Source organism: Pseudomonas lundensis (genome assembly GCF_015377145.2).
Classification (GTDB): domain Bacteria; phylum Pseudomonadota; class Gammaproteobacteria; order Pseudomonadales; family Pseudomonadaceae; genus Aquipseudomonas; species Aquipseudomonas lundensis.
Genome location: NZ_CP062158.2, coordinates 4,165,240 through 4,187,322 on the forward strand (window position 1 = coordinate 4,165,240; position 22,083 = coordinate 4,187,322).

At 58.8% G+C, this 22,083-nt stretch carries 16 protein-coding genes, 1 rRNA gene and 1 pseudogene; 9 read left to right on the forward strand and 9 right to left on the reverse strand.

Annotated elements, in window-relative coordinates; genetic code table 11:
- Positions 1–109 precede the first annotated feature (109 nt).
- Together IF654_RS19640 and IF654_RS19645 are read left to right on the forward strand one after the other, a co-directional pair.
- A complete protein-coding gene (locus IF654_RS19640; protein WP_194862136.1) occupies positions 110–994 on the forward strand; it encodes a LysR substrate-binding domain-containing protein in 885 nt (294 codons plus the stop codon).
- Between the two features lie 149 nt (positions 995–1,143).
- A complete protein-coding gene (locus IF654_RS19645; RefSeq protein ID WP_047277649.1) occupies positions 1,144–2,547 on the forward strand; it encodes an amino acid permease in 1,404 nt (467 codons plus the stop codon).
- 120 nt (positions 2,548–2,667) lie between these two features.
- Here IF654_RS19645 and mmsB read toward each other — a convergent pair whose 3' ends face one another.
- Together mmsB and IF654_RS19655 are read right to left on the reverse strand one after the other, a co-directional pair.
- Complete coding sequence (gene mmsB, locus IF654_RS19650) at positions 2,668–3,555, reverse strand: 3-hydroxyisobutyrate dehydrogenase (protein ID WP_194862135.1); 888 nt, start codon at positions 3,553–3,555, stop codon at positions 2,668–2,670.
- A 10-nt stretch (positions 3,556–3,565) separates the two neighbouring features.
- Positions 3,566–5,077 carry a CoA-acylating methylmalonate-semialdehyde dehydrogenase gene (locus tag IF654_RS19655; RefSeq protein WP_047277653.1) on the reverse strand — a complete coding sequence of 504 codons (1,512 nt, stop codon included), beginning with the start codon at positions 5,075–5,077 and terminating at the stop codon, positions 3,566–3,568.
- A 112-nt stretch (positions 5,078–5,189) separates the two neighbouring features.
- On the opposite strand from IF654_RS19655, the gene IF654_RS19660 reads away from it, so the two are divergent.
- The 7 genes and pseudogenes from IF654_RS19660 to IF654_RS19690 all read left to right on the forward strand — a co-directional run.
- Positions 5,190–6,137 carry a LysR family transcriptional regulator gene (locus IF654_RS19660; protein ID WP_047277656.1) on the forward strand — a complete coding sequence of 316 codons (948 nt, stop codon included), beginning with the start codon at positions 5,190–5,192 and terminating at the stop codon, positions 6,135–6,137.
- Between the two features lie 238 nt (positions 6,138–6,375).
- A complete protein-coding gene (locus IF654_RS19665) occupies positions 6,376–7,725 on the forward strand; it encodes an S-type pyocin domain-containing protein (protein WP_194862134.1) in 1,350 nt (449 codons plus the stop codon).
- Positions 7,725–7,976, forward strand: a complete 252-nt coding sequence (locus tag IF654_RS19670) for a bacteriocin immunity protein (RefSeq protein WP_047278554.1) — start codon at positions 7,725–7,727, stop codon at positions 7,974–7,976. Before IF654_RS19665 ends, IF654_RS19670 begins: the two co-directional genes overlap by 1 nt.
- A 99-nt stretch (positions 7,977–8,075) precedes the next feature.
- Positions 8,076–8,687: an S-type pyocin domain-containing protein gene (locus tag IF654_RS19675; RefSeq protein ID WP_336244831.1), complete on the forward strand. Its 612-nt coding sequence runs from the start codon at positions 8,076–8,078 to the stop codon at positions 8,685–8,687.
- 7 nt (positions 8,688–8,694) lie between these two features.
- A complete protein-coding gene (locus IF654_RS19680) occupies positions 8,695–8,949 on the forward strand; it encodes a bacteriocin immunity protein (protein WP_047277659.1) in 255 nt (84 codons plus the stop codon).
- 22 nt (positions 8,950–8,971) lie between these two features.
- A complete protein-coding gene (locus IF654_RS19685; RefSeq protein ID WP_047277661.1) occupies positions 8,972–9,448 on the forward strand; it encodes a hypothetical protein in 477 nt (158 codons plus the stop codon).
- Positions 9,449–9,472: 24 nt separating this feature from the next.
- Positions 9,473–9,628, forward strand: a pseudogene (locus IF654_RS19690) (bacteriocin immunity protein); the annotation flags it as partial.
- Positions 9,629–9,773: 145 nt separating this feature from the next.
- Here the strand turns inward: IF654_RS19690 and yfiB are convergent.
- The 7 genes from yfiB to rrf all read right to left on the reverse strand — a co-directional run bounded on the left by yfiB (position 9,774) and on the right by rrf (position 21,946).
- On the reverse strand, positions 9,774–10,277 hold the full coding sequence (gene yfiB / locus IF654_RS19695; RefSeq protein WP_047277663.1) for an outer membrane lipoprotein YfiB: 504 nt from the start codon (positions 10,275–10,277) through the stop codon (positions 9,774–9,776).
- A gap of 3 nt (positions 10,278–10,280) precedes the next feature.
- A complete protein-coding gene (dgcN, locus tag IF654_RS19700) occupies positions 10,281–11,552 on the reverse strand; it encodes a diguanylate cyclase DgcN/YfiN (protein ID WP_194862132.1) in 1,272 nt (423 codons plus the stop codon).
- Complete coding sequence (gene yfiR, locus IF654_RS19705; RefSeq protein ID WP_047277667.1) at positions 11,549–12,124, reverse strand: regulatory sequestration protein YfiR; 576 nt, start codon at positions 12,122–12,124, stop codon at positions 11,549–11,551. The genes dgcN and yfiR overlap by 4 nt, the downstream gene beginning before the upstream one ends.
- A gap of 147 nt (positions 12,125–12,271) precedes the next feature.
- Positions 12,272–14,356, reverse strand: a complete 2,085-nt coding sequence (recD, locus tag IF654_RS19710) for an exodeoxyribonuclease V subunit alpha (RefSeq protein ID WP_194862131.1) — start codon at positions 14,354–14,356, stop codon at positions 12,272–12,274.
- Complete coding sequence (gene recB, locus IF654_RS19715; RefSeq protein ID WP_194862130.1) at positions 14,353–18,045, reverse strand: exodeoxyribonuclease V subunit beta; 3,693 nt, start codon at positions 18,043–18,045, stop codon at positions 14,353–14,355. Before recB ends, recD begins: the two co-directional genes overlap by 4 nt.
- The gene (gene recC / locus IF654_RS19720; protein ID WP_048377414.1) at positions 18,045–21,494 is read right to left on the reverse strand and encodes an exodeoxyribonuclease V subunit gamma; all 3,450 of its coding nucleotides are present in this window, start codon (positions 21,492–21,494) and stop codon (positions 18,045–18,047) included. The genes recB and recC overlap by 1 nt, the downstream gene beginning before the upstream one ends.
- A 336-nt stretch (positions 21,495–21,830) precedes the next feature.
- A 5S ribosomal RNA gene (rrf, locus tag IF654_RS19725) occupies positions 21,831–21,946 on the reverse strand.
- Positions 21,947–22,083: the final 137 nt, after the last annotated feature.

Consider the following 22,083-nt stretch of genomic DNA (forward strand, 5'->3'; position numbering starts at 1 on the left):
AATGCGCCATTGCCAGAGCCAGCCTATTGTTTGACAAGAGGCTGTATCACCTCATACCGTCCGAATCTCGCCGCCCGACGCTGCGGGTGCAACAGAAGGAAACCCCACGATGCCTGTCGACCTGATCGATTTGCGCCTGTATTTGAACATCGTGCAGGCAGGCAATATCACGGCGGGGGCCCGCCTCAGTCATTTGTCGCTGCCCGCTGCCAGCGCCCGGATCAGGGCCATGGAAGCCTCGCTGGGGGTCGAATGTTTGCAGCGCAGCCGACGCGGCATCAGCCCGACGCCAGCAGGTCAGGCGCTGGCCCAGCATGCCCGGGTGCTGCTGCAACAGGCCGAGCGTATGCGGCACGATCTGGCGGAGTACGCACAAGGCTTCAAAGGCCGTGTGCGGCTGCTGTGCAACACCTCCGCACTCACTGAATACCTGCCGGAGTTGCTGTCAGACTTTGTGCGCCAACACCCCGCAATCAGCGTCGATCAGCAAGAACTGACCAGCCTGCGCATTACCCACGCCCTGCGTCAGGATGCGGCCGATATCGGGATCATTTCCGATGCCGTAGACACACACGACCTACAGACCCGCCCCTTTCGCAATGACCCGCTGGTGCTGGTGATCCCGCTTGATCATCCGCTGGCTGAGCACGCGGCCCCGTGTTTTAACGACGCTTTGCGCCATGATTTTGTCGGCCTTTCCGTCCACAGCGCGCTGGCGGTGTACCTGGAGGAACAAGCGCTGCACAGCGGCTTTCGCCTGACCACGCGATTGCGCGCAGAGGGCTTTGACGGTGTGTTGCGCATGGTCGCCCGTGGCGCCGGGTTGGGGATTGTGCCGCGCGCCACCATTGAGCGATGGCAAGCCCCCCGCACCTTCCGCGTGGTCACGCTCAATGAGCCGTGGGCAGATCGCAGGCTGCTGTTATGTGCGCGTTCGTTCGAGCAACTTCCGGCGTACGCACAGGCGTTGGCGGACGCGTTGCGCGCACCGTAGCCTTGTAGGAATTGGCCTAGAAGCACGCATGACTGTATGCCGGAATTTTTACCGGGAGTACTATCGCGGACTTTACTGCGCGAGGGGCTGGCACCTGCCATGCCTGACGTGGACTCCAACACTGAAAACAACAACGAACAGGGCACCTGATGGCTGACCATAACGCTCCCCCCATCACACTCAAGCGCGGCCTGAAAAACCGCCACATCCAGCTGATTGCCCTGGGCGGCGCCATTGGGACGGGGCTGTTCCTCGGCTCGGCGGGCGTCCTCAAGTCCGCCGGGCCATCGATGATCCTGGGCTATGCCATTGCCGGTTTTATCGCGTTCCTGATCATGCGCCAGCTCGGCGAAATGATCGTCGAAGAGCCAGTGGCCGGGTCGTTTAGCCACTTCGCTCACAAGTACTGGGGCGGCTATGCGGGGTTTCTCTCGGGCTGGAACTACTGGGTGCTGTACGTACTGGTGGGCATGGCCGAGCTGACGGCGGTCGGCAAATACATACAGTTCTGGTGGCCCGAGGTGCCGACGTGGGTCAGCGCCGTGGTGTTCTTTGTGCTGGTCAACCTGATCAACACCTTGAATGTGAAAGTGTTCGGGGAGATGGAGTTCTGGTTTGCCATCATCAAAGTGGTGGCGATTATCGGCATGATCGCGCTCGGCTGTTATCTGCTGATCAGTGGCACCGGCGGGCCGCAGGCGTCGATCAGTAACCTGTGGAGCCACGGCGGGTTCTTCCCCAACGGTGGCACCGGGCTGTTGATGGCAATGGCGTTCATCATGTTCTCGTTCGGCGGGCTGGAGCTGGTGGGCATTACCGCTGCCGAAGCCAGCGAGCCGAAAAAAGTCATCCCCAAGGCGATCAACCAGGTGGTGTATCGCGTGCTGATTTTTTACGTCGGCGCCTTGACCGTGTTGCTGGCGCTGTACCCGTGGGATCAGTTGCTGGTCACCCTGGGCGCTTCGGGCGATGCCTACAGCGGCAGCCCGTTTGTGCAGATTTTCGCCCTGATCGGCAGCAACACAGCGGCGCAGATTCTTAACTTCGTGGTGCTGACGGCCGCGCTGTCGGTCTATAACAGCGGCGTTTACTGCAACAGCCGCATGCTCTTCGGCCTGGCCGAACAGGGCGACGCGCCCAAAGCCTTGATGAAACTGACCAAAAACGGCGTGCCGCTGCGGGCTCTGGGTGTGTCGGCGCTGGTGACAATGCTGTGCGTGGTGGTGAACTACGTGGCGCCGCACAAGGCGCTGGAACTGCTGTTTGCGCTGGTGGTTGCCTCGCTGATGATCAACTGGGCGCTGATCAGCCTCACGCACCTCAAGTTCCGCAAGGCCATGGCGGTCCAAGGGGTGGTGCCCTCGTTCAAGGCGTTCTGGTCGCCGTTGAGCAACATCGTGTGCCTGGCCTTCATGGTGATGATTGTGTCAGTGATCTGGATGATTCCCGACGTGCGCGCCTCGGTGTATGCCATCCCCGTGTGGCTGCTGATCATCTACGGTTTCTACCGTATTCGCCTGCGCACTGGCCAACCGTTGGCCACGCAACGCTAGGGTCCGTTCCCGTTTCATCGCCGCTGCAACGAAAACCCCCGGCACTCGCAGAGGACCGGGGGTTTTTAATGGCCGCAAAAAACCGGGATGCCCGCCCGACGCGGACTCCCGGAAAAGACCCTATTCGGGCTTGCGATAACTGTTGATGATGGCGGAAAAGTCCTTGCCGCCCTCGCCGCGCAAACTCATCGCCTGGTACAGCTGCTGAGCCACGGCGCCCAGTACCACCGGCTGATGCGCCTGACGCGCGGCTTCGGTGGCCAGACCCAGGTCCTTGAGCATCAGCTCGGCCCCAAAACCGCCGGTGTACCCCCGTGACGCCGGGGCCGTTTCCACGATGCCCGGCCACGGATTGTAGGTTTCGGAACTCCAGCAGCGCCCGGTCGAGCTGTTGATAACACCGGCCAGCACTTCGGTATCGATGCCCAATGCTGCGCCCAGCGCCATGGCTTCGCTGACACCGACCATGGAAATCCCCAGCAGCAGGTTGTTGCAGATTTTAGCCACTTGACCGGTGCCCACCTCCCCGCAATGGACGATGTTGCGCCCCATCTGCGCGAGTACCGGGTGCAAGGTATCGAACAGCGCTTTTTGCGCACCGACCATAAAGGTCAGGGTGCCGGCCTGCGCGCCACCCGTGCCGCCGGACACGGGCGCATCGGCCATCTGCACGCCCTGTTTGGCCGCCGCAGCCGCCACGTCACGGGCCGTTTGCGGGTCGATGGTGCTGCAATCCACGGCCGGAATGCCTTCGCCAATCCCCGCCAACACCCCCTCTTCACCCAACCACACGCTGCGCACGTGAGCGGCAGCGGGCAGCATGGTTATCACCAGCTGCGCCCCCTGCGCGGCCTCCTTGGGCGACGCGCTGATGTGCCCGCCCTGGGCGGCGAGTTCCGAGAGAATGTCTTGGTTCAGGTCGAACAGGTTCAGCGAGTGCCCGGCCTTGATCAGGTTGCGCGCCATTGGCGCGCCCATGTTGCCCAATCCGATAAATGCGATGTTCATGACGCTGTCCTCAACGAAGATTGATGGTGGTGTTGACGCCATCATTCACGCTGTCATCGTCGAACCAACGACTGGTGACGGTCTTGGTCTGGGTATAAAACTGCACGACCTGTTTGCCGTACGGGCCCAGATCACCCAGTTTGGAACCCCGCGAGCCGGTGAAGCTGAAGAACGGGACCGGGACCGGGATCGGAATGTTGATGCCCACCTGACCGACGTCGATTTCACTCTGGAACTTGCGGGCGGCCGCGCCACTTTGGGTAAACAGACCGGTGCCGTTGCCGAAGGGGTTGGCGTTGACCAGCGCGATGGCCTGGTCCAGCGTATCGACCTCCAGTACCACCAACACAGGGCCAAAGATTTCCTGGGTATAGATCTGCATGTCGGTGGTCACGCCCGAAAACAGGGTCGGCCCGACAAAGTTGCCCTGCTCGAAACCCGGCACGCTCACCGTGCGACCATCGAGTTCCAGCTTCGCCCCTTCCTTGATCCCGCTTTCAATCAAGCTGAGCACCCGCTCTTTCGCCCGCTTGGAAATCACCGGGCCGACGTCAGTGCCCGGCTCACTGCCTGCGTTCACTTTGAGTTGTTGCGCCAGCGCCTTGAGGTCTGGCAGCCACTGTTTGGCCGCGCCCACCAGCACCACCACGGAGGTGGCCATGCAGCGCTGACCCGCCGCGCCGAAACTGGCACCGACCAGCGCATTCAGAGTCTGTTGACGGTTGGCGTCCGGTAGCACCACGGCGTGGTTCTTGGCGCCCATCATCGATTGCACGCGCTTGCCATGGCGGCCGGCCAGGTCATAGACATGAGTGCCGACCGCGGTTGAGCCGACAAACGAAACAGCTTTGATATCGGCGTGGGTACACAGCGCATCCACCACTTCCTTGCCACCGTGGACCACGTTGAGCACACCCGGCGGCACACCGGCTTCAAGCGCCAGCTCGACCAGCATCAGGGTCGACAACGGGTCTTGCTCCGAAGGCTTGAGAACGAATGTGTTACCGCAGGCGATGGCCATGGGGAACATCCACAGCGGAATCATTGCCGGGAAGTTGAAAGGCGTGATCCCTGCGCACACACCAATGGGTTGACGCAGGGTGTAGGTATCGACCCCGCCCGCGACGTTTTCAGCGAATTCGCCCATTTGCAGCGTGCCGATGGAGCACGCGTGCTCAACCACTTCCAGGCCACGAAAAATATCGCCCTCGGCGTCTGCAATGGTTTTGCCCTGCTCGGCACTGAGCACGGTGGCGATGCGTTTGGAGTGTTCACGGATCAGTGCTTGCAGCTTGAGCATGATGCGCATGCGCGCACCGATCGGCGTCAGCTTCCAGGTCTGGAAGGCACGCTGAGCGGCCTCGATGGCCGCGTTGACTTCAGCTGCAGTGGCGAACGGGACTTTGGCCAGCACTTGCTGAGTGGCCGGGTTGACGATGTCTTGCCACTGCGTGGTTTGCGACTCGATCCACTCACCGTCAATCAGCAAGCGGGCGTTTTGATACGGGGTAGAAGCCGTCATGGAAGTCTCCGGAATTATTCTTATGGGAGGGGCGACGGGTTGGTCGCGGGACTGTTTTTGGAGTATAGGTGTGCGTTCTTCTAATAAGAACGCACATAAAAGCCGGTCTAACATGCAAAAAAACATCACTTCGTTGAGCGCACTGAACTGGGACGACCTGAAGTTTTTTCTTGAGGTGGCCCGTACCCGCAAAGCCAGCAGCGCGGCCAAACGGCTGGCGGTGGACTACACCACGGTATCGCGACGCATCAGTTCGCTGGAGACGGCACTCGGCACGTTGCTGTTTGAAAAGTCGCGCACCAATGGCTTCACCCTGACCAATGAAGGCCAGCGTTTGCTGGGCTATGCGGAGTCAATCGAAAGCACGCTGCACATGGCCTGCGAGCAAGTGTCGGGGTCGGGCGTGGCGTTGTCGGGGCATGTGCGCATGGGCTGCACAGAAGGCTTCGGCAGCTTTTTCATCACCCCGCAGCTCAGCCATTTTGTGGACACCTACCCGGCCATTTCGGTGGACATCCTGCCGCTGCCGCACTTCATCAGCCTGTCCAAGCGCGAAGCTGACATCGTGATCGCGCTGGAGCGCCCCGAGCATGGGCCGTATGTGTGTTGCAAATTGTGCGACTACCGGCTGCAACTCTATGCGACCCAGGACTACCTCGACGCTCACCCGCCGATTCGTCGCCCGTCAGATCTGGCAGAGCATCCGTTTATCAGTTATGTCGACGACCTGGCCTTCAGTTCCGAGCTGCTGTACCTGGCGAACGTCCTGCCGGGCGCCAGCGCCACCCTGCGCAGCACCAGCGTGATCGCCCAATACGTCGCCGCGCAGCAAGGTCGATCAATGGCGATTCTGCCGTGCTTTTTGGCGGCTCAAGACCCGCGCCTGCTGCCGGTATTGCCGCAAGAGATCAATCTCACGCGGCAGTTCTGGATGTACTGCCGCGAGGACCTGCGCAAGCTGAAGCGGATCACCCTGCTGTGGGATTACATCCGTGAGGTGACTGAGCTGAATGCGCCGTTGCTGCTCGGGGAAACGCGGGCGTTGAAGTTTGCCGATTGAGCATTTAACGGGGGTTAGCAAGCCATTTCCAACGCCTTGTAACAAGACTTGGAGGTAACTCGTCATACGCCGACGTGTGCATTCCGCCCCACTCAAGGGTGCCTCCCCATTCAAGCATCCAGTGACGACTTTTTATAACTTTTGAGAATCTTCCTACCGACAAGCCAAACATCTGTGAAGTAGCGTCCTGTTGCACTTAGGCGGTGAATACGGATCGTCAAATTGCAGAGGCGGTGTTATGGCGGTTAAGCATATCTTCCCGAATACCCTGGGATGTAATGGGATCGATGGCAACCGGCGACATGCCGAGGCCACAGAGCAAGCACAGGCCGCTTGGGACAGAACACTGGCGGCGAATGCACGGAACGAGCGGGAAGCTGACGCACGCAGGCGTTCGATCAAGACGCCGGATGAAGTGGCCTCACGCGGATGCGTCTTTGCCAAGAGTTGCACGCTGCCATACGGAACCATCAACTACATCAGTCCCGGCGGAGCCATCCCTACCGATCCGGTTAGCCAATATGGCGAGTTTGCCTTGCTGGGCGGCCGTGAAACGGATGCACAAGGAAACATTCCCCTTAAGAAAATCAGCGGCTCCGTACCCTCGTCACTGGGAACACTTCTATTGGGCGGCGCTGCTACTGCCACCGCAGGCGGTGTGTCTTGTGGTGGTTTGTGTACGGCTGGTGCTGTGGCGTCCGGGCCCACCACGGGTGTTGCTGCGGGTCTTTTGGTGGGAGTGGTTGCATTGCTGTGGCCATCCAGCTTGGGCGACAGCAGCCTATATACCGAAGAACAGCTCCAGACGCTTAAAGAGGGACGTATACGTGTTCGCCTGCACGTTGAGCAGCAGGCCGACGGCACCTTGAAGGGGTACGGGTACAACACCCAGAAGCGGCGCGACTGGGAAATGATTCCCGTGGTGCAGTTCGTTGCCCAAGGCTCCCGGCAAGTGGCTGACTTGGGCGATGGCGTAACCCTGATATGGACACCCGCCGCTGACCCGTCCAACACCTTAGGTATTCCAGCGTTAGAGGGCGCACCTCAAGCCCCACAAATCTGGATTTATCCGCCATCTGAGAAAGCGGATAGCATCATCGTCAACCCGATCTACCCGCCCGAGTACAAAGACTTCATCCTTGTGTTCCCGGCAGACTCGGGAGTGCAGCCGCTTTACATCGTGATGAACGTTCGTCGAAAGCCTGGCATTGTTACAGGCCAAGGGCAGGACGTAGTAGGAATATGGCTTGCAGGTGCTGGTGTAGGACTTGGTGTACCGGTTCCCTCACAAATCGCAGACCAACTGCGGGGACGGGAATTCAAGGACTTCGACACTTTCCGAAAAACCTTCTGGGAGCTTGTAGCCAAAGACCCAGAGCTAAGTCAGCAATTCAACGAACGCAACCTTAAAGGCATGTTAAATGGTCTGGCACCTGTCAGCCCGAGGGCTGGACATGCAGGAAAACGAATCGCATTCGAGCTGCACCACATCGAACTAATCAAGGATGGTGGTGCGGTATACGATACCGACAACATCAATGTCGTCACCCCTAGACGCCATATCGACATTCACAGGGGAGTTGAGTAATGGAATTGAAGAGCCAACTGGCTGACTACACCGAACAGGAATTCAAGTCGCTGATTCAGGCGATTGAAGACGCAACCACCGAGGACGAAAGGGGCGAGCTTGTCGATCACTTCAACAAGATTGTTCCCCATCCGGCAGGAAGCGACCTACTGTACTATCCAGAGGATGGCGAGGATGATTCAGCAGAAGGTGTAACACGCACCGTAGGCAACTATTGCCGTGCGAATAGTCTACCGGGCTTCAAGAACTGACAGAAAAAAGAAAAGCCCGCTCAATCGCGAGCTACAAACTCTAGGTTCTGAGCCTATCGAATGAAAAGTGAAACATCGTAGTAGCTGTCGAAGATTTTCATGACGATCCAAGCCGCGAGGGTGCCGCCTGCCCCATCCGACACCTTAGGTATTCCAGCGTTAGAAGGCGCACCACAGGCGCCACAGATTTGGATTTATCCGCCCACTGAACAGGCGGATAACATTATCGTCAGTCCGCTCTACCCGGACGCTTACAAAGATTTCATTCTGGTATTCCCGGCTGACTCTGGCATTCAGCCGCTGTACATCGTGATGAATGTCCGGCTTGACCCCGGTACCGTTACAGGACAGGGGAAAGATGTGACGGGTATCTGGCTCGCCGGGGCTACCTCTGGACTTGGCGCCCCGATACCAACAGAGATTGCCGATCAACTACGGGGCAAAAGCTTCGCTAGCTTTGACAGCTTCAGGCGGGCGCTCTGGAAGGCTGTCGCAGGTACTGGATTAGTGGAGCAATTCACAGACAATAGCGTTGACCGAATGCGAGAAGGCAAGGCACCAAAGGCACGTTACAGAGACCGTGCAGGAAAACGTAGTTCCTTCGAACTCCACCACACAGACGAAGTAGCCAAGGGCGGTAAAGCTTACGATGTCGATAACCTGAAGGTCGTCACGCCGAAGCACCACATCGACATCCACAGGAACGGATAACACGACAATGAAGAAAGATATCACCGACTTTACCGAAGACGAATTCATCGCATTCATGCACAAGATTCTGGCTGAAAACGTAGCGCCAACGGATGATGTATTAGACGTGCTCCTAGAGGAGTTCTGCGAGATCACTGGTCATCCAGATGGCACCGACCTTATCTACTATCCTGAAGCTGACTCCAGCGGATCAGCAGAGGATGTAACACGCGTCGTGAAGGAATGGCGCGCTGCTCAAGGACTGCCGGGATTTAAAGAGTAATCAAGGGAGCGTAAAAGAAAATATGGAGCTTCGCCCTGACTTAATGCCACCGGTGCTGGATGAATCCTTGGTTTCTCGGCTGACGAAATACGCTGAAGAAATTGATTGCGGACATCACGAACAAACTCGGAGTCAAGTGGCAGCGTTCAACCGGGAAGCAATGACCGCACTTGAGTTCATCGACTTTCAGGGAATCTATGGTGGGCAATCTCACGACACATGGGTTCGCAAAGTCTTAGCAACACCGTATGAGCGGCGCCTGACGGATGTAACCAAGCAAGAGTTGGTTGAGTTGGCTCGAAGGGTCATGGAGGATGTTGGCGCTGACCATGAAGTCGAGTTCTGGTTGAGCATGTTGGCAATCAACATACCCAATGAACGTATATCCGATCTGATTTTCTGGCCGGATGAGTACTTTGGCGATGTGAACTACTCGCAGAGACTATCGCCAGAGCAGGTAGTAGAAATTGCGTTGGGTGATCGAGATATAGAGCTGTAATCAAGACCCGCCCACACCAACTTGCTCCTGTTGCACTTCGAGCAGGTAAGCGAGCACCCAGCAGGATCAGACTTGATCTACTATCCAGAGCCAGGAGCAGATAACCCCCCTGAAGGTGTGACGCAGATTGTAAAAGAATGGCGTGCGTCCAAGGGCTTGCCGGGATTCAAAGACAATTGACTTCCACTGCCAGGGAGAAGGGATGACGATGGCATGGCGCCAACCGTCAACGGTGAAATGACATTCAGACGCCCACTGAATACGCCGTTGCTGCTCGGGGCAACGCGGGCGTTGAAGTTTGCCGATCATCCGCTTTGATACCGGATCAGTCCGCGATGACCACAATCGAGACACGGCGGTTTTCGGTACGTCCGGCGCGGGTTTTGTTGGACGCTACGGGCTCACGGCTGCCGAGGCCTCGCACCTGGATGTTTTCCGGGCGCATGCCCACTTGGGTCAGTACGTTGACCACGCTGTTGGCGCGGCGCACTGAGAGTTGCTCGTTGTAGGCTTCTTGACCCGAGGCGTCCGTGTGGCCGTCGACGCGCACGCGTTGGATATCCACAGCCAGCAACGCTTTGCCGATACGTTCGACGATTTCCCGGCTTTGCGCGTTGAGCACTTCGAGGTCGCTGCCAAACAGGACTTTGCCCGACAAACCAAACGCCCAGCCTTCTTCGGTCAGTTCAAAGCCTTGTTGTTTGAGTACGGCGATTTGCGCCGGAGTCAGGCCTTTTTGCGGCGCCGTCTGGCAACCGCTCAGCGTCAGCATGACGAACAAGACGCCGAGGCCGAAAAACTGAAAATAACGCTGAGTCATCGCGCGCATGGGTTAGCTCCTGAGGGTGACGGGGGGCGCAAGAGACTGGTCTTGCGCCAGGTGTTGGCCGCCCCGGTCCTGGCGCTTGGCCTGGTACATCGCGGTATCGGCGGCACTGAGCAGTGAGTCCGGGGTGGCGCCATGTTCGGGGTAAACCGCAATGCCAATACTGAGCGAGGTCACGACCTGCACCTGATGGGGCAAGTCGATGGGCGCCAGCATGCTGGCAATGATCTTGTCGGCAATACGTTGCGCATCTTCGGGTTTGTGCAGCGGGGTCAGCAGAATCGCAAATTCATCGCCTCCCAGGCGCGCCACCAGGTCCTCTTCGCGCAGTTGGGCGCGTATGCGCGACGCGACGGCGACCAGCACGGCATCGCCTGCCGCATGGCCATAGGTGTCGTTAATGCCTTTGAAACGATCGCTGTCGAGGAACAACACGGCCGCTTTTTCGTCGGCTTTTTTCAGTTTGCGCAACGTCCGCGCCAAGCATGCTTCGAAGTAGGCGCGGTTGGGCAGGTCGGTCAAGGAATCGTGGCTGGCCTGATGGGCGAGGGTTTCATTCTCGTTTTTCAGATGGGTTTGCCATGACTCCAGCTCGTCGAGCAGGGCGTTGAAGTCGTTGCCCAGGTTATTCAGTTCCTGAATCCGGGCTTCAGGCACCCGCTGATCAAAGGCCCGCTCCTGACGCGCCGCGTGGGCAACACGGGCTAACTGACGAAGCGGCCCGGTGATGCCATTGAGCAAGCGTCGTGACAGAAACAACGCACTCCAGGCGCTGAGGATGGTGCACACCAGAATGCCGAGCAGGCCACTGAGCAAGAAGCGCAGCATGTTGGCGCCGTGGCCGCTGAGGGTGACGGTGCCGACTTCGCGCCCCTGGTGCAGGATGGGCAAGGTGATGGGTTGCGCCAGCAAGCTGTTGGCCAGCAGCATTTCGACTTTGGACAACAGGTCGGTTTCGGGGCGTTTCCACTGCGCCAGTAATTCGCCGTCAGCGGTGAACACCTTGGCATCGGCCACGGCTTCGGTCGAAGCGATCAACGCCAACGCTTCGGTGGCTGCTGCGCGGTCTTCGAATACCACAGCTGCCTCGACGGTGTAATTGATGGAGCGGCCGATGAGGTGCAGGTTGTGGTCGGCGTACACCTTCAACGCGACCACTCCCAAAATGGTCAGCGATACGCTGGCCATCGTCACCGCCACCAGCGCCAGCCCTAAATGCCCACGGCTTAGCACCGAACGCAGGCTGCGCCGTTGTTGGGGCTTTTTCGACGCACTCATGGCTGGGCGGCCCGCCGACGCGACAGTTGCAACACACTGGGGTGAATGCGCACGCCGCTTCGGGCCACGGAATCGAGGTTGACCTCAAAAGACACTTGTTCATCGCCCACGCGCAAACAAAACAATGTGCCGACGGTGCAACGGTCATCGCGCTCACTGATGCTCAACACCGGCTGGCCATTGAGCCGTTGGAACAGCGTGCTGCGCTCCTCTTCCGTGAGTTTTCCCAAGTACAGTGCGTTGCAGTCGCTGACGATGGCGGGGTTATTTGCCAGCAAACGTCGGACCTGCACCGGCCGGCCTGTGGATTGGGTCGCGCCCTTGAGCAAGTCATCGGTGTATTCGGTCGGGCCGACCACACACAGGTGCAGCTCGGCCGGTTCGACGGGCCAGCGCGCATAGCTGAGGATGCCGAGGACGACTTGTGTCACGGCTTTGGCACGCTGATCAGCCAGACTGATCGGCGTTTCAGGTTGGGCAAAGCAGGGAGTGCTCATCAGAAACAGGCAAAGTGGGAGCCAGAAATGCCACCCTCTGCAACGCTGCTCTGAAGATGAGGCAGCCACGTCCATGCAGGAATACTCTGTGAACTTTGTAGGAATGATGCCGCAACGATAGCACAGGCGATGTACCGCCTGTGATACACGTCACGTTTCATCCATCGCCCCCACCTGTGCCCTATACGGCCCTAGTCTTCCTATCGAAGGCACGCGTTGGCTTTATCCCAGCCCCAACATCAATCCGCTGAGACGCTTCACTTTGCGCAACACCGCGCCCTCGAAAACGCCCGCACGCGGCTCGATCAAGCTGAACCAGTGTTTGGCCCGCGTGATGCCGGTGTAGATCAGCTCTTTGGTCAAGACCGGGTTGAGCGCCTCCGGGAGCACCAGTGCCGTGTGGGAAAACTCTGAGCCTTGGGACTTATGCACAGTCATGGCATACACCGTTTCGACATCATTCAGACGACTGGGCAATACAAAGCGGATGCCGCCCTGCCCGTCGTTACGCGCAAAGGCCACGCGCAGCACGTGCCGTTCGGTGTGGCCGTCGCGTTCAGGGAGTTTCAGGGCGATGCCGATGTCCCCGTTCATCAGCCCGAGGCCGTAGTCGTTGCGGGTCATGAGAACCGGTCGGCCTTCGTACCAGTGTTGGTCGCTTTCAATCAGTTTGCGGGCAAAGAGCGCGCGGGTGATGCGCTCGTTCAAACCCTCGACGCCCCAAGGGCCTTTCCGTACCGCGCAGAGCACTTGAAACGTCTCAAAAGCAGCCAGCACCTCGCCCGCCCATGCGGCCCAGCAAGGGTCTTCGAGCGGCGCGCCGGTGGCCGGACGCTGATCGCGCAAGACCTCCAGATAATGCCGATAGCCTTTTGCCTCGCCCCCTCGCCCTTCGAGCACCAGGCGCTCGAAGTGCGTGTCCTGATCCCCCTTGAGCGCCAGCGCCGACAGGTCTGCGTACTCGCCAGAGGACAAGAGCGCACGGGCTTGCTGCGCCTGCTGCTGATTAACCAGACGCGAAAGCTGCCCGATTCCGCTGCCCTCTCCGAACCGCCGTGAATGACGCAGCATCACCACTTGTTGGGCCAATGGGTGCGTGCCATCCAGGTCCTGCTGCAAACCACTGTCCGCCAGGTTCTCACCGCTGACGCGCTCCAGCCAGGCGCGGGTCGCCGGGGTGTACCAACCAGCTTCGGCATCGCGACACAAATCGCCGAGCACGGCGCCCGCCTCCACCGAGGCCAATTGATCCTTGTCACCGAGCAGTACCAGCCGCGCATGGTCCGGCAGCGCATCCAGCACGTTGGCCATCATTTCCAGATCAATCATGGAGGCTTCGTCGACCACCAGCACGTCCAGCGGCAACCGGTTGCCCGCATGATGACGGAAGTGCCGCGTACCGGGTCGGCTACCGAGGAGTCGGTGAACGGTGGTCACATCACTAGGGATTTTTTGCCGAAGGTTGTCGTGCACTTCAAGGGATTTGACCTGAAGGCTGATGGATTCCGTCAAACGTGCAGCGGCTTTCCCGGTGGGCGCGGCCAGGCGAATCCGCAGAGGCGTGCCGGCTTCCACGGCGGGGGCTTGCAGCAGGGCCAACAAACGCACGACGGTGGTGGTTTTGCCTGTACCGGGGCCGCCCGTGACGATGCTGAAGGCACCACGGGTGGCCAGCGCACAGGCCAATTTTTGCCAGTCAATCGGCGCATTCGCCTGCGGACAGCCGAACAAGGTATTCAAGCGCGCAGGCAAGTCGTCAGGCGTCACCTCGGACACGGTCAGGCGTTGACGCAACGCGTTGTCGATTCGTCGCTCATACGCCCAATAACGCCGCAAGTACACACGCCGTTCGCTGATCACTAACGGTCGGTTGGCGGCTTCTGCCGAGGCATGCCCTGCGTGCTCAACCAACGGGCTGGCCTGTAACGCCTTACACCACGCTTCACCGTCCAGCGCCTCCAGCAATTGCGAAGGCAGCAGCATGGCGCCGGTCTGCACATCCCCTTCGGGCGGCAGCGACAGCGCAAAGTCGGGTTCTTTGAGGGTTTCGAACAGGTCCAGACAGACGTGCCCGTGCCCCAGTTGATGGCTGGTCAAGGCCGCGGCCAACAAGACCAGCGGATCGCCATGCGGTGCGCGCTCATGCAAAAAGGCGACGAAGGCTTTGTCCAGCGCACGCAGCCAACCCCGTTCGACCCAGCGCTCAAGCAGCAGCAATAAATCCTCGGCCCGGGTCAGTGGTTGCAACAGCGCAAGGCTCTCGGCCGTCAACGGGGTGGGCAACAGTTCGGCAAACGAACGACTCATAACAACACGCCCTGTTCCCACGCGGGTTCAGCCACGATGGGCGGTGCCTTACCCTGAAACATGACGTCCAGGCTTTCAATCAGATTTCTGGGCGGCCGAGTGAAAAAGACGCCCTGACTTTGGGAACGTGTACCCCGTAAAAACAGGTATAACGCACCGCCCATGTGCCGGTCGTAGTCGTAGTCCGCCAAGCGGGCCTTGAGTTGGCGGTGCAGGGCCAACAGGTAAAGCACGTATTGCAGGTCGTAACGGTTGTCCAGGATAGACGCGGTCATGGCCTCTTCGGTATAGGCCATGTCGTCTGGCCCAAGCCAGTTGGACTTGTAGTCGGCCACGTAATAGCGCCCGGCGTGCTCGAATGTCAGGTCGATAAATCCCTTGAACATCCCGTTGAGCACGCTCGGTTCAGCGGCGGGCCGCGCGGCCCCGCCATGGGTGTGCTGGCGCACGGTTTGATCGAGTTGCAGCACGTCGACTTTATGACTGGCGAACCAGAACTCCATTTCAATCTGATACTGGGTCAATTCGCTCAGGACCACGGCGGGCTGGCCATTATTCAGCCGCAACGGTTCATCTTGCAGGTGCACCAGCCACTCGCCGAGGGTTTCGATCCAGCCTTCCCACCCCCGCCGGTTGCAACGGCGCGCAACGGCGTCCTCGACCACCGAAGGCGTTGCCTTGAAACCCTCCCTGCCCGCCCATTCGAGCAAGCCGTGCAAGAACGTTCCCGGATTCGGCCCACGTGGAAAACGGTGAATATCCCCACCGCTGAGCAACACGTCGCGCGGAGCATCCGGATCAAGCCGCTCGTCATCCGAGAGCTTTTGTGCCAAAGCACTTTCCGGCGCCTCGGACGGGCTGAGGCTGTCACCAATGCGCAATGCACTGTAGGACGCAATCCACCAGTTTTCAGACGCCCGCCGCGCAGGGACCCGAGGTTTAAGCAGCGTCGCCAGATTGAGCGGCGGGTAAAAATGCGCTTCGCTGGCGGGCGGTACAGGGGTGTAGTCAATCGCCGCACAGCCCTGCTGCAGATCGGCCAGCCACCGCTCCAAACCGGGCGACTCGGTCAGCAACGCGCCGCCACCGAGCAAATACCCCAAAGCCGAGACATGCAAGACCGAGCGATTGTTGTTACCGCGTTTGAGGTCGGCCACGCCCAGCCAGCAGGCATGCCGGGCGCGCGTCAACGCGACATAGAGCAAGCGCAGGTCTTCGGCCAGGCGCTCATCGTCAGCCTGGGTAATCAGCTCGGGCGTCGGCTTGAGGCTGACGTGCGCGTGACCGTCAGCGTCATGGAAATGCAAGGGCAAACGGCTGCCATCCACCGGCTTGGTTGAGCAAATAAAAGGCAAAAACACCAACGGGTATTCCAAGCCTTTGGATTTGTGGATGGTCACCACTTTGACCAGTTGCTCATCGCTCTCGAGGCGCAAAATTTGCTCTTCACCGGTCTGCCCGGATAACGCCAGGTGCTCACTCAGGTGCCGAATCAACGCCTGCTCGCCATCCAGTTCGGCGGATGCTTGCTGGAGCAGTTCCGACAAGTGCAGCACGTTGGTCAGCACGCGTTCACCGTCGGTACGCGCCATCAGCGCCTGGGGCAATTTGAAGTCGTGCAGCAGACGGCGCAGCATGGCCAGCACCCCTTGCTTGCGCCAGATTTCACGGTAGCCACGGAATTGCATCACGCGCGATTCCCACGCCAGTTCGTCCTGATTCAGACGCTCCAGTTCAATCAGCGGCAAGTCGAGCGTTATGCAGGCAAGCGCTGCGCGCAGAGGACGTTCGACGTCAGGTTCGGCACACGCGTTGAGCCACGCCAATACGTCATGCGCTTCTTGCGCCGCGTAGACCGAATCCTTGTCTGAGAGGTAAACGCTTCGCACACCACGCGCCGACAATTCACGCCGAACGGCCTGAGCTTCCTTACCGTCGCGCACCAAAATGGCAATGTCGGCCGGCAGTACGCCGCGCAGGGCGTCATCGCCCTTGGCAAAACCGCAACGGCCTTGTTGCCCTCCATTGAGTAACTCGACAATTTGACCTGCGCATACCGCAGCCAGCTGCTGTCGATAAACCGCTCCTGAAATCGGTTGTTCAGAAGGCAGCAACCACAGGTTCATCGCCGTGACGGGTTGGCCATCCTGGAGCAACACTTCCTTTCGGCCCTGGGATTTGACCGAGACAAAAGGCACAGGGTTTTCGTCCCCATCACGAAACAGAAAAGCCCCACGACCCGCGTCCCGTTGTTCAGCACGCTCAAACACATGGTTGACCGCATTGACCATGGCATGGCTGGAGCGGAAGTTCGTGTCTAACGTGTGCAATCGTCCACGCGTGGCATGCCGGGCCCGCAAGTAGGTGTAAATGTCCGCGCCGCGAAACGCGTAGATGGCTTGTTTCGGGTCACCGATCAGGAACAGGCCGGTCTCCGGGCTGTTGGCCTCAATGCGGTAAATGGTCTCAAAAATGCGGTACTGAACAGGGTCCGTGTCTTGAAATTCGTCGATCAGCGCGACTGGAAATTGCTCACGAATCAGAACGGCCAGACGCTCCCCGCCCTCAGCCTGCAAGGCTGTGTCGAGACGAACGAGCATGTCGTCAAACCCCATCTCGGCGCGTCGGCGCTTTTCCTCTTCGAAACGCTCACTCACCCAGCGCGCCGCATGCTCTAGCACTGCCGCATCCGGACTTGGCAACGCATCCAGGGCTGCCTTGAGCTCGTGCATGGCGTCAAGGGCCGGATGCCGTGGCGGCTCACCCTTTTTCCAGGCTTGCGCCATCCCTTCAGGTGTCAGCCGCGTGAACCCGGTACCCAGGTCCAGTTGTTCCAATGAGGCGTCTGACGCCCAGGCAGACAGTTTTTCAAACCAGGGTTCGAAATAGCGCGCCTGCATTTTCCGACCGTCGACGGTTTTATCGGCCACACCTTGCAGGCAAATATCGCGCAACTCTTGCGCCCATTGCAGCCAAGGTGCTTTTAACCCGGTCAACACCTGGCGCCGTTCGAGCAGGCTCGCTTCAATCATTTCTGCTGGCGTTTGATCGGGGTTTGCGGCGGGCCGCGAGGTGCCAAACAAGGCGCGAACCCGTGGTAACAGGGCAGCCGGGCCACTCCAGTTTGCGCGCACCCAATTCAGCGCATCGCCATGCATCGGGTAGCAAAACAGTCGCCAGTAATCACGCAGCACTTCGCCCAGCAAATCGCTGTGGTCGGTCTCAAGGGTTTGGGTGAACAGGCTGCCGCTGTCAAATGCGTGCTCGCGCAACATGCGCTGGCACCAACTGTGGATGGTTGAAACCGCGGCTTCATCCATCCACTGTGCGGCAATGTCCAACCGCCCGGCGCACCCTGCCCATTGCCCGGGTTCGAACTCTTCGCGCAACTGTGCGACCAGTGCATCGGGAGCTTCGGTTTCTTCGCGAAAGAAGCGCGCAGCTTCAGCAAGACGCGTACGAATCCGGTCGCGCAACTCTTTGGTCGCGGCATCGGTAAAGGTCACGACCAGGATTTGCGGTGGCAGCAGTTCTCGGCCAAAGCCGGTTTCCTGCGCACCGTGGCCAAGAATCAGACGCAGGTACAGCGCAGAGATGGTGAACGTTTTGCCTGTGCCTGCGCTGGCTTCGATCAGTTGACTGCCGCGTAACGGGAAGGCCAGTGCCAAAGGACGGTCGAGTTGATTCATTAGCGGCTCTCCTCGCCGGTCAAGGAGCGCCACGGCGCGTCGAACAACGGGCGGTATAGCGCATCGCACCAGGCTTCAAATTCTTCTGCCGCCATTAACGCTGCGTAGTCGGGATACTGCCGGGACAGCGCAGCGCTTTCACGCCGCTCACCTTCGCTGGTCTGACCGTCGCCTTCATAGGTTTTCTGGGCGGCCGCAGCGGCTTTGGCAGGATCGTTTTGGCCCAGCCACGCAAAGGCTGTTTTGACCGCGATGGGTAGCGGACGGCTCATGCCTGCCTGCCAGGCCATCATCAAATTGCCAAGGATCTCGGCGGCCTGCCTCGCATCAAGGGGCGCAAGCAGCAAGGTGTCATCGCTCGCCACCAAAGCGGTGGACATCTCTAAACCGGTGGCACAGGCCACCAAGTGGTTAACCCACGGGCGCGTCAATCGATGCCATTTACGGGTTTTGACTGCGCCAATGCTGTTAGGAATTGTCGTAACGGAGAGTAGGCCGTTGTCGCTGCGCTGATGCAGATTGGCCAACCAGCCTTCAAGGACCAGGCCATGGTCTTCAAACCTGACAGGTAGGGCACTGTTGAGGGGGGTTGGCCACATACTTAATAGCTGCTGATAACGCTGCAATACGTCAGGTAACGGTTCGATCAGCTCGTGCTGCAATGATTCGCCAAATCCGGCCATGGGCAATAAGCCACTGCCTTGTAACCGGGTGGCGCGAGTGTGCAGTGCTTTTTCGAGCTGGTCAGGTTGCGCCAGGGCGGCCTCAAGCAAGCTGTCGCTAAGGGTATAGCGCTCCAAGGCATTGAGCACGAAGGGCTCTTCGTCGGCCAAAGGCACGTGCGCGGCCTCAAAGAACACTTTTAGCCGCTGGCTGAAGAAGTGACGCACGGGGTTACGTAAAAAGTCCTGAAGCTGGGTGAGATTGATCGGTTCTTCTTGTACGTGAGCCGACAAATGGATGGGCACGGGCACTTCGCTTTGCGGCTCATGGAGTTGCTGCCACTCACGGGCATAACTGAATAGCTTGGGATTGCCTTCATGAAAATAGCGAGTGCTGAATGGCTGAAGCGGATGCTCCTGTGTCATAGCGTCCAGCAAGTCTTCACCCTGCGGGAGCCTCCAGCCGCTGGCCAAGTGATCACGCAACTGGCCAATTAATACGCATGCGGGGCGCTCACTGTTATCCCGGATACTTCGTCCGACCCAACTGATATAGAGCTGATCGCGGGCCGAAAGTAGCGCTTCCAGCAGCAGATACCGGTCATCTTCCCGGCGGGAACGGTCGCCCGGACGGTAGTCGCTGCCCATCAAGTCAAAATCCAGCGGAGGTTGAGCGCGCGGGTAGTCGCCATCGTTCATACCCAACAAGCACACGAGTTTGAAGGGGATGGCCCGCATCGGCATCAACGTGCAGAAATTGACTGCCCCGGCCAGAAAGCGCTGAGAGAGTTTGCCTTGGTCCAGCCCGGTCAGCCAGGCTTCACGCACGACTGTCAGGGGTAATGCATCTTGCAGACCGACCAGCTCACAGGTCTCCAGCCAGCTTTCGCGCAGCGCTTCAAGCTGGGCCAGCAGGTAGTCGTCATGATCCGTTTCAGCCTGGAAAAACAGCTGCATCAACGCTTGAAGCCGTTCGCCCCATTGATGCGGTAAAGCCGGTTGCGACAGCTCCTGGTGCGCAATTTCGAGCGCATCCAACAGGGCCACCAGCGGGCCAATCAAGACCGCGTCCAGACCGCCGATTTCGTCGTAAGGCTCAATGCCATCGCACCCTTCACCGCTGCCCACCGCGTATCCCAGTAGCATGCGGCGCAGACCAAAACGCCAACTGTTTTGCTCAAGGTGCGGTGGTAACCCCAGGCCTGCACGCTGCTCGGCATTTAATCCCCAGCGTATACCTGCACCTTCAATCCAGCGGTGCAAGGTGGGCAGGTCGCGCTCTTGAACGCCAAAGCGGGCACGCAAGGCCGGTACGTCGAGCAGGTCAAGAATTTCACTGACGGGAAATCGGCTGTCTGGCAGTTTCAGCAAGTGCTCGACCGCAATCAAAAGTGGATCCCGCCCTCGCTGGCCCTGGTCGGCCAGCGTGAACGGGATGAAACGGCGATCATCGCGATCGATCTGCCCGAACACGGCGCGAATATGCGGGGCGTAACTGTCGACATCCGGCACCATCACGATCACATCACGTGGATGAAGGTCAGGATTTTCGCTAAAGCGCGCCAGTAATTGATCGTGAAGAATCTCAACTTCTCGCTGAGCACTGTGCGCAATGTGGAAACGGATGGATTGGTCTTTTTCCAAATCCACTGCAGGCCAATACTCGCGGGTTTCGCTCAACGGGCGCAGCTCAAGGATGTCGTCCTGCAATTGGTTGAGCAGGTTGAGGGGTTCCACTTCACTGAACAGATCGATGCGGCCATCACGAAACGCAGATCGATAGCTGTTGGGGTCATCAAAACTGTCGAGCAGGTTAATGTAATCGCGGCCCTGCTTGCCCCACGCTGCCAATAAGGGGTGGGCGTGTTGATGCAGGATGTCTACGTCCAATGCTGTAGGCATGCCGGCTTTACGCGCTTGGCGTTTGTATTGATGCCGTAGCAGATCTTTATCGGCAACGATGTCAGACCAATGATGGCGACACGGGTTGTGCACGCACAGCAACACTTGGCTGAAGCGTGCAAGTCCCGCCAGCGCTTCGAGGGCCTGAGCTGGCAGTGACGAAATACCAAATACGATGACCCTGGCAGGCAAGCCCGGCGGCGCTTGTTCAAGACTGTTTATCTTTTCAATAAAACGCTGATGAACACCGGCACGGCTTTGAGCCATGCCTTCTTCACCGACATCCAGCAACAAGGCGCGCCACAGTTCCGCTTGCCAGCAATTGGCAGGGCTCAACGGCGGGGTTTCGCCTCGCGCATTTCGTAATTGATGGCGCCCGGCGGCCCAATCTTCGAGCCAGTCCGCGCGATACACCTGGTATTGGTCAAACAGGTCTGCAAGGCGTTCCGACAATTGATAGCGTTTGCGCAGATCAGTGTCATGCGTCAAAAAACGCTGCAGAGGCTCGAAATGGGGCTGATCGATCAGGGCGGGTAACAGGCGCATCAGTCGCCACGTTAAGGGGGCTTTATCGAGCAAGGATTTGGCGGGGATCTCTTCGCTGCCAAGCACAAGGCGATACAGCTGCCACAAAAACGTGCCAGGGAGCTGAACGTCTATCGCTGCCGCAATGCCGCAGCCACCCGTATCATCGTCCTGTGCATCTTCGGCTAAGGCCAGCTTCAGCCATTGAGCAATGCCATTGCTCTGGACGAGAGCAATTTCGTTCTCCAAGGGAGCCAAGGGATACATGCGCATCCAACTGACGACCAAGCTGCGCAGTTCATCAAGACGGTTACCGTGAACCACCATAAAACCCGCATTGAGGGACGTAGCAACCGTCATGACAGCATCCTTAGGAGAAGGCGAAAATCAAAGGCGAACCTTACCACTGCGCAGGCGCGTGAAGGCAAGTTGCGAGCTGCAAAGTAGGCGCATGGGCACTGCGGCTTTGACTGAACAACCGGGCCTTTGAGCCTGTAGGAGGGAAGAGCTTTGTTGGCGCTGGTAGCGTTGAGGCCAAGCAAGGTTGGCCGGCAAGAGTTTCGTCAATTGAGGCCGTCGGAGGCGTGTAACTCTTCTTGCGGAATGGGGCTCCCCGTAGAAATACCTGAAAGCTCTTTTTCAGGCACAAAAACAAAATCCCTGTCTGCGTGAGCAGACAGGGATTTTGGAATTTAATCTTGACGATGACCTACTCTCACATGGGGAAACCCCACACTACCATCGGCGATGCATCGTTTCACTGCTGAGTTCGGGATGGGATCAGGTGGTTCCAATGCTCTATGGTCGTCAAGAAATTCTGTAGCCGGTGCGTTTACCTTACGGTCAACGTTCCAGCGAATGGGTATGTAATAGAGTGGTGTTTTGTGAGGTGCAAACTTTCGGTTTGTATCGTCTTCACACACCGCAATCTGGCCTTTCGACGCAAATT

What these genes read in the sequence shown, in the direction of transcription:
- IF654_RS19640 (WP_194862136.1), top strand. Translation starts at nt 110, where the DNA reads ATGCCTGTCGACCTGATCGATTTGCGCCTGTATTTGAACATCGTGCAG.
- IF654_RS19645 (WP_047277649.1), top strand. Translation starts at nt 1,144, where the DNA reads ATGGCTGACCATAACGCTCCCCCCATCACACTCAAGCGCGGCCTGAAA.
- mmsB (WP_194862135.1), bottom strand. Translation starts at nt 3,555, where the DNA reads ATGAACATCGCATTTATCGGATTGGGCAACATGGGCGCGCCAATGGCG.
- IF654_RS19655 (WP_047277653.1), bottom strand. Translation starts at nt 5,077, where the DNA reads ATGACGGCTTCTACCCCGTATCAAAACGCCCGCTTGCTGATTGACGGT.
- IF654_RS19660 (WP_047277656.1), top strand. Translation starts at nt 5,190, where the DNA reads ATGCAAAAAAACATCACTTCGTTGAGCGCACTGAACTGGGACGACCTG.
- IF654_RS19665 (WP_194862134.1), top strand. Translation starts at nt 6,376, where the DNA reads ATGGCGGTTAAGCATATCTTCCCGAATACCCTGGGATGTAATGGGATC.
- IF654_RS19670 (WP_047278554.1), top strand. Translation starts at nt 7,725, where the DNA reads ATGGAATTGAAGAGCCAACTGGCTGACTACACCGAACAGGAATTCAAG.
- IF654_RS19675 (WP_336244831.1), top strand. Translation starts at nt 8,076, where the DNA reads ATGACGATCCAAGCCGCGAGGGTGCCGCCTGCCCCATCCGACACCTTA.
- IF654_RS19680 (WP_047277659.1), top strand. Translation starts at nt 8,695, where the DNA reads ATGAAGAAAGATATCACCGACTTTACCGAAGACGAATTCATCGCATTC.
- IF654_RS19685 (WP_047277661.1), top strand. Translation starts at nt 8,972, where the DNA reads ATGGAGCTTCGCCCTGACTTAATGCCACCGGTGCTGGATGAATCCTTG.
- yfiB (WP_047277663.1), bottom strand. Translation starts at nt 10,277, where the DNA reads ATGCGCGCGATGACTCAGCGTTATTTTCAGTTTTTCGGCCTCGGCGTC.
- dgcN (WP_194862132.1), bottom strand. Translation starts at nt 11,552, where the DNA reads ATGAGTGCGTCGAAAAAGCCCCAACAACGGCGCAGCCTGCGTTCGGTG.
- yfiR (WP_047277667.1), bottom strand. Translation starts at nt 12,124, where the DNA reads ATGGACGTGGCTGCCTCATCTTCAGAGCAGCGTTGCAGAGGGTGGCAT.
- recD (WP_194862131.1), bottom strand. Translation starts at nt 14,356, where the DNA reads ATGAGTCGTTCGTTTGCCGAACTGTTGCCCACCCCGTTGACGGCCGAG.
- recB (WP_194862130.1), bottom strand. Translation starts at nt 18,045, where the DNA reads ATGAATCAACTCGACCGTCCTTTGGCACTGGCCTTCCCGTTACGCGGC.
- recC (WP_048377414.1), bottom strand. Translation starts at nt 21,494, where the DNA reads ATGACGGTTGCTACGTCCCTCAATGCGGGTTTTATGGTGGTTCACGGT.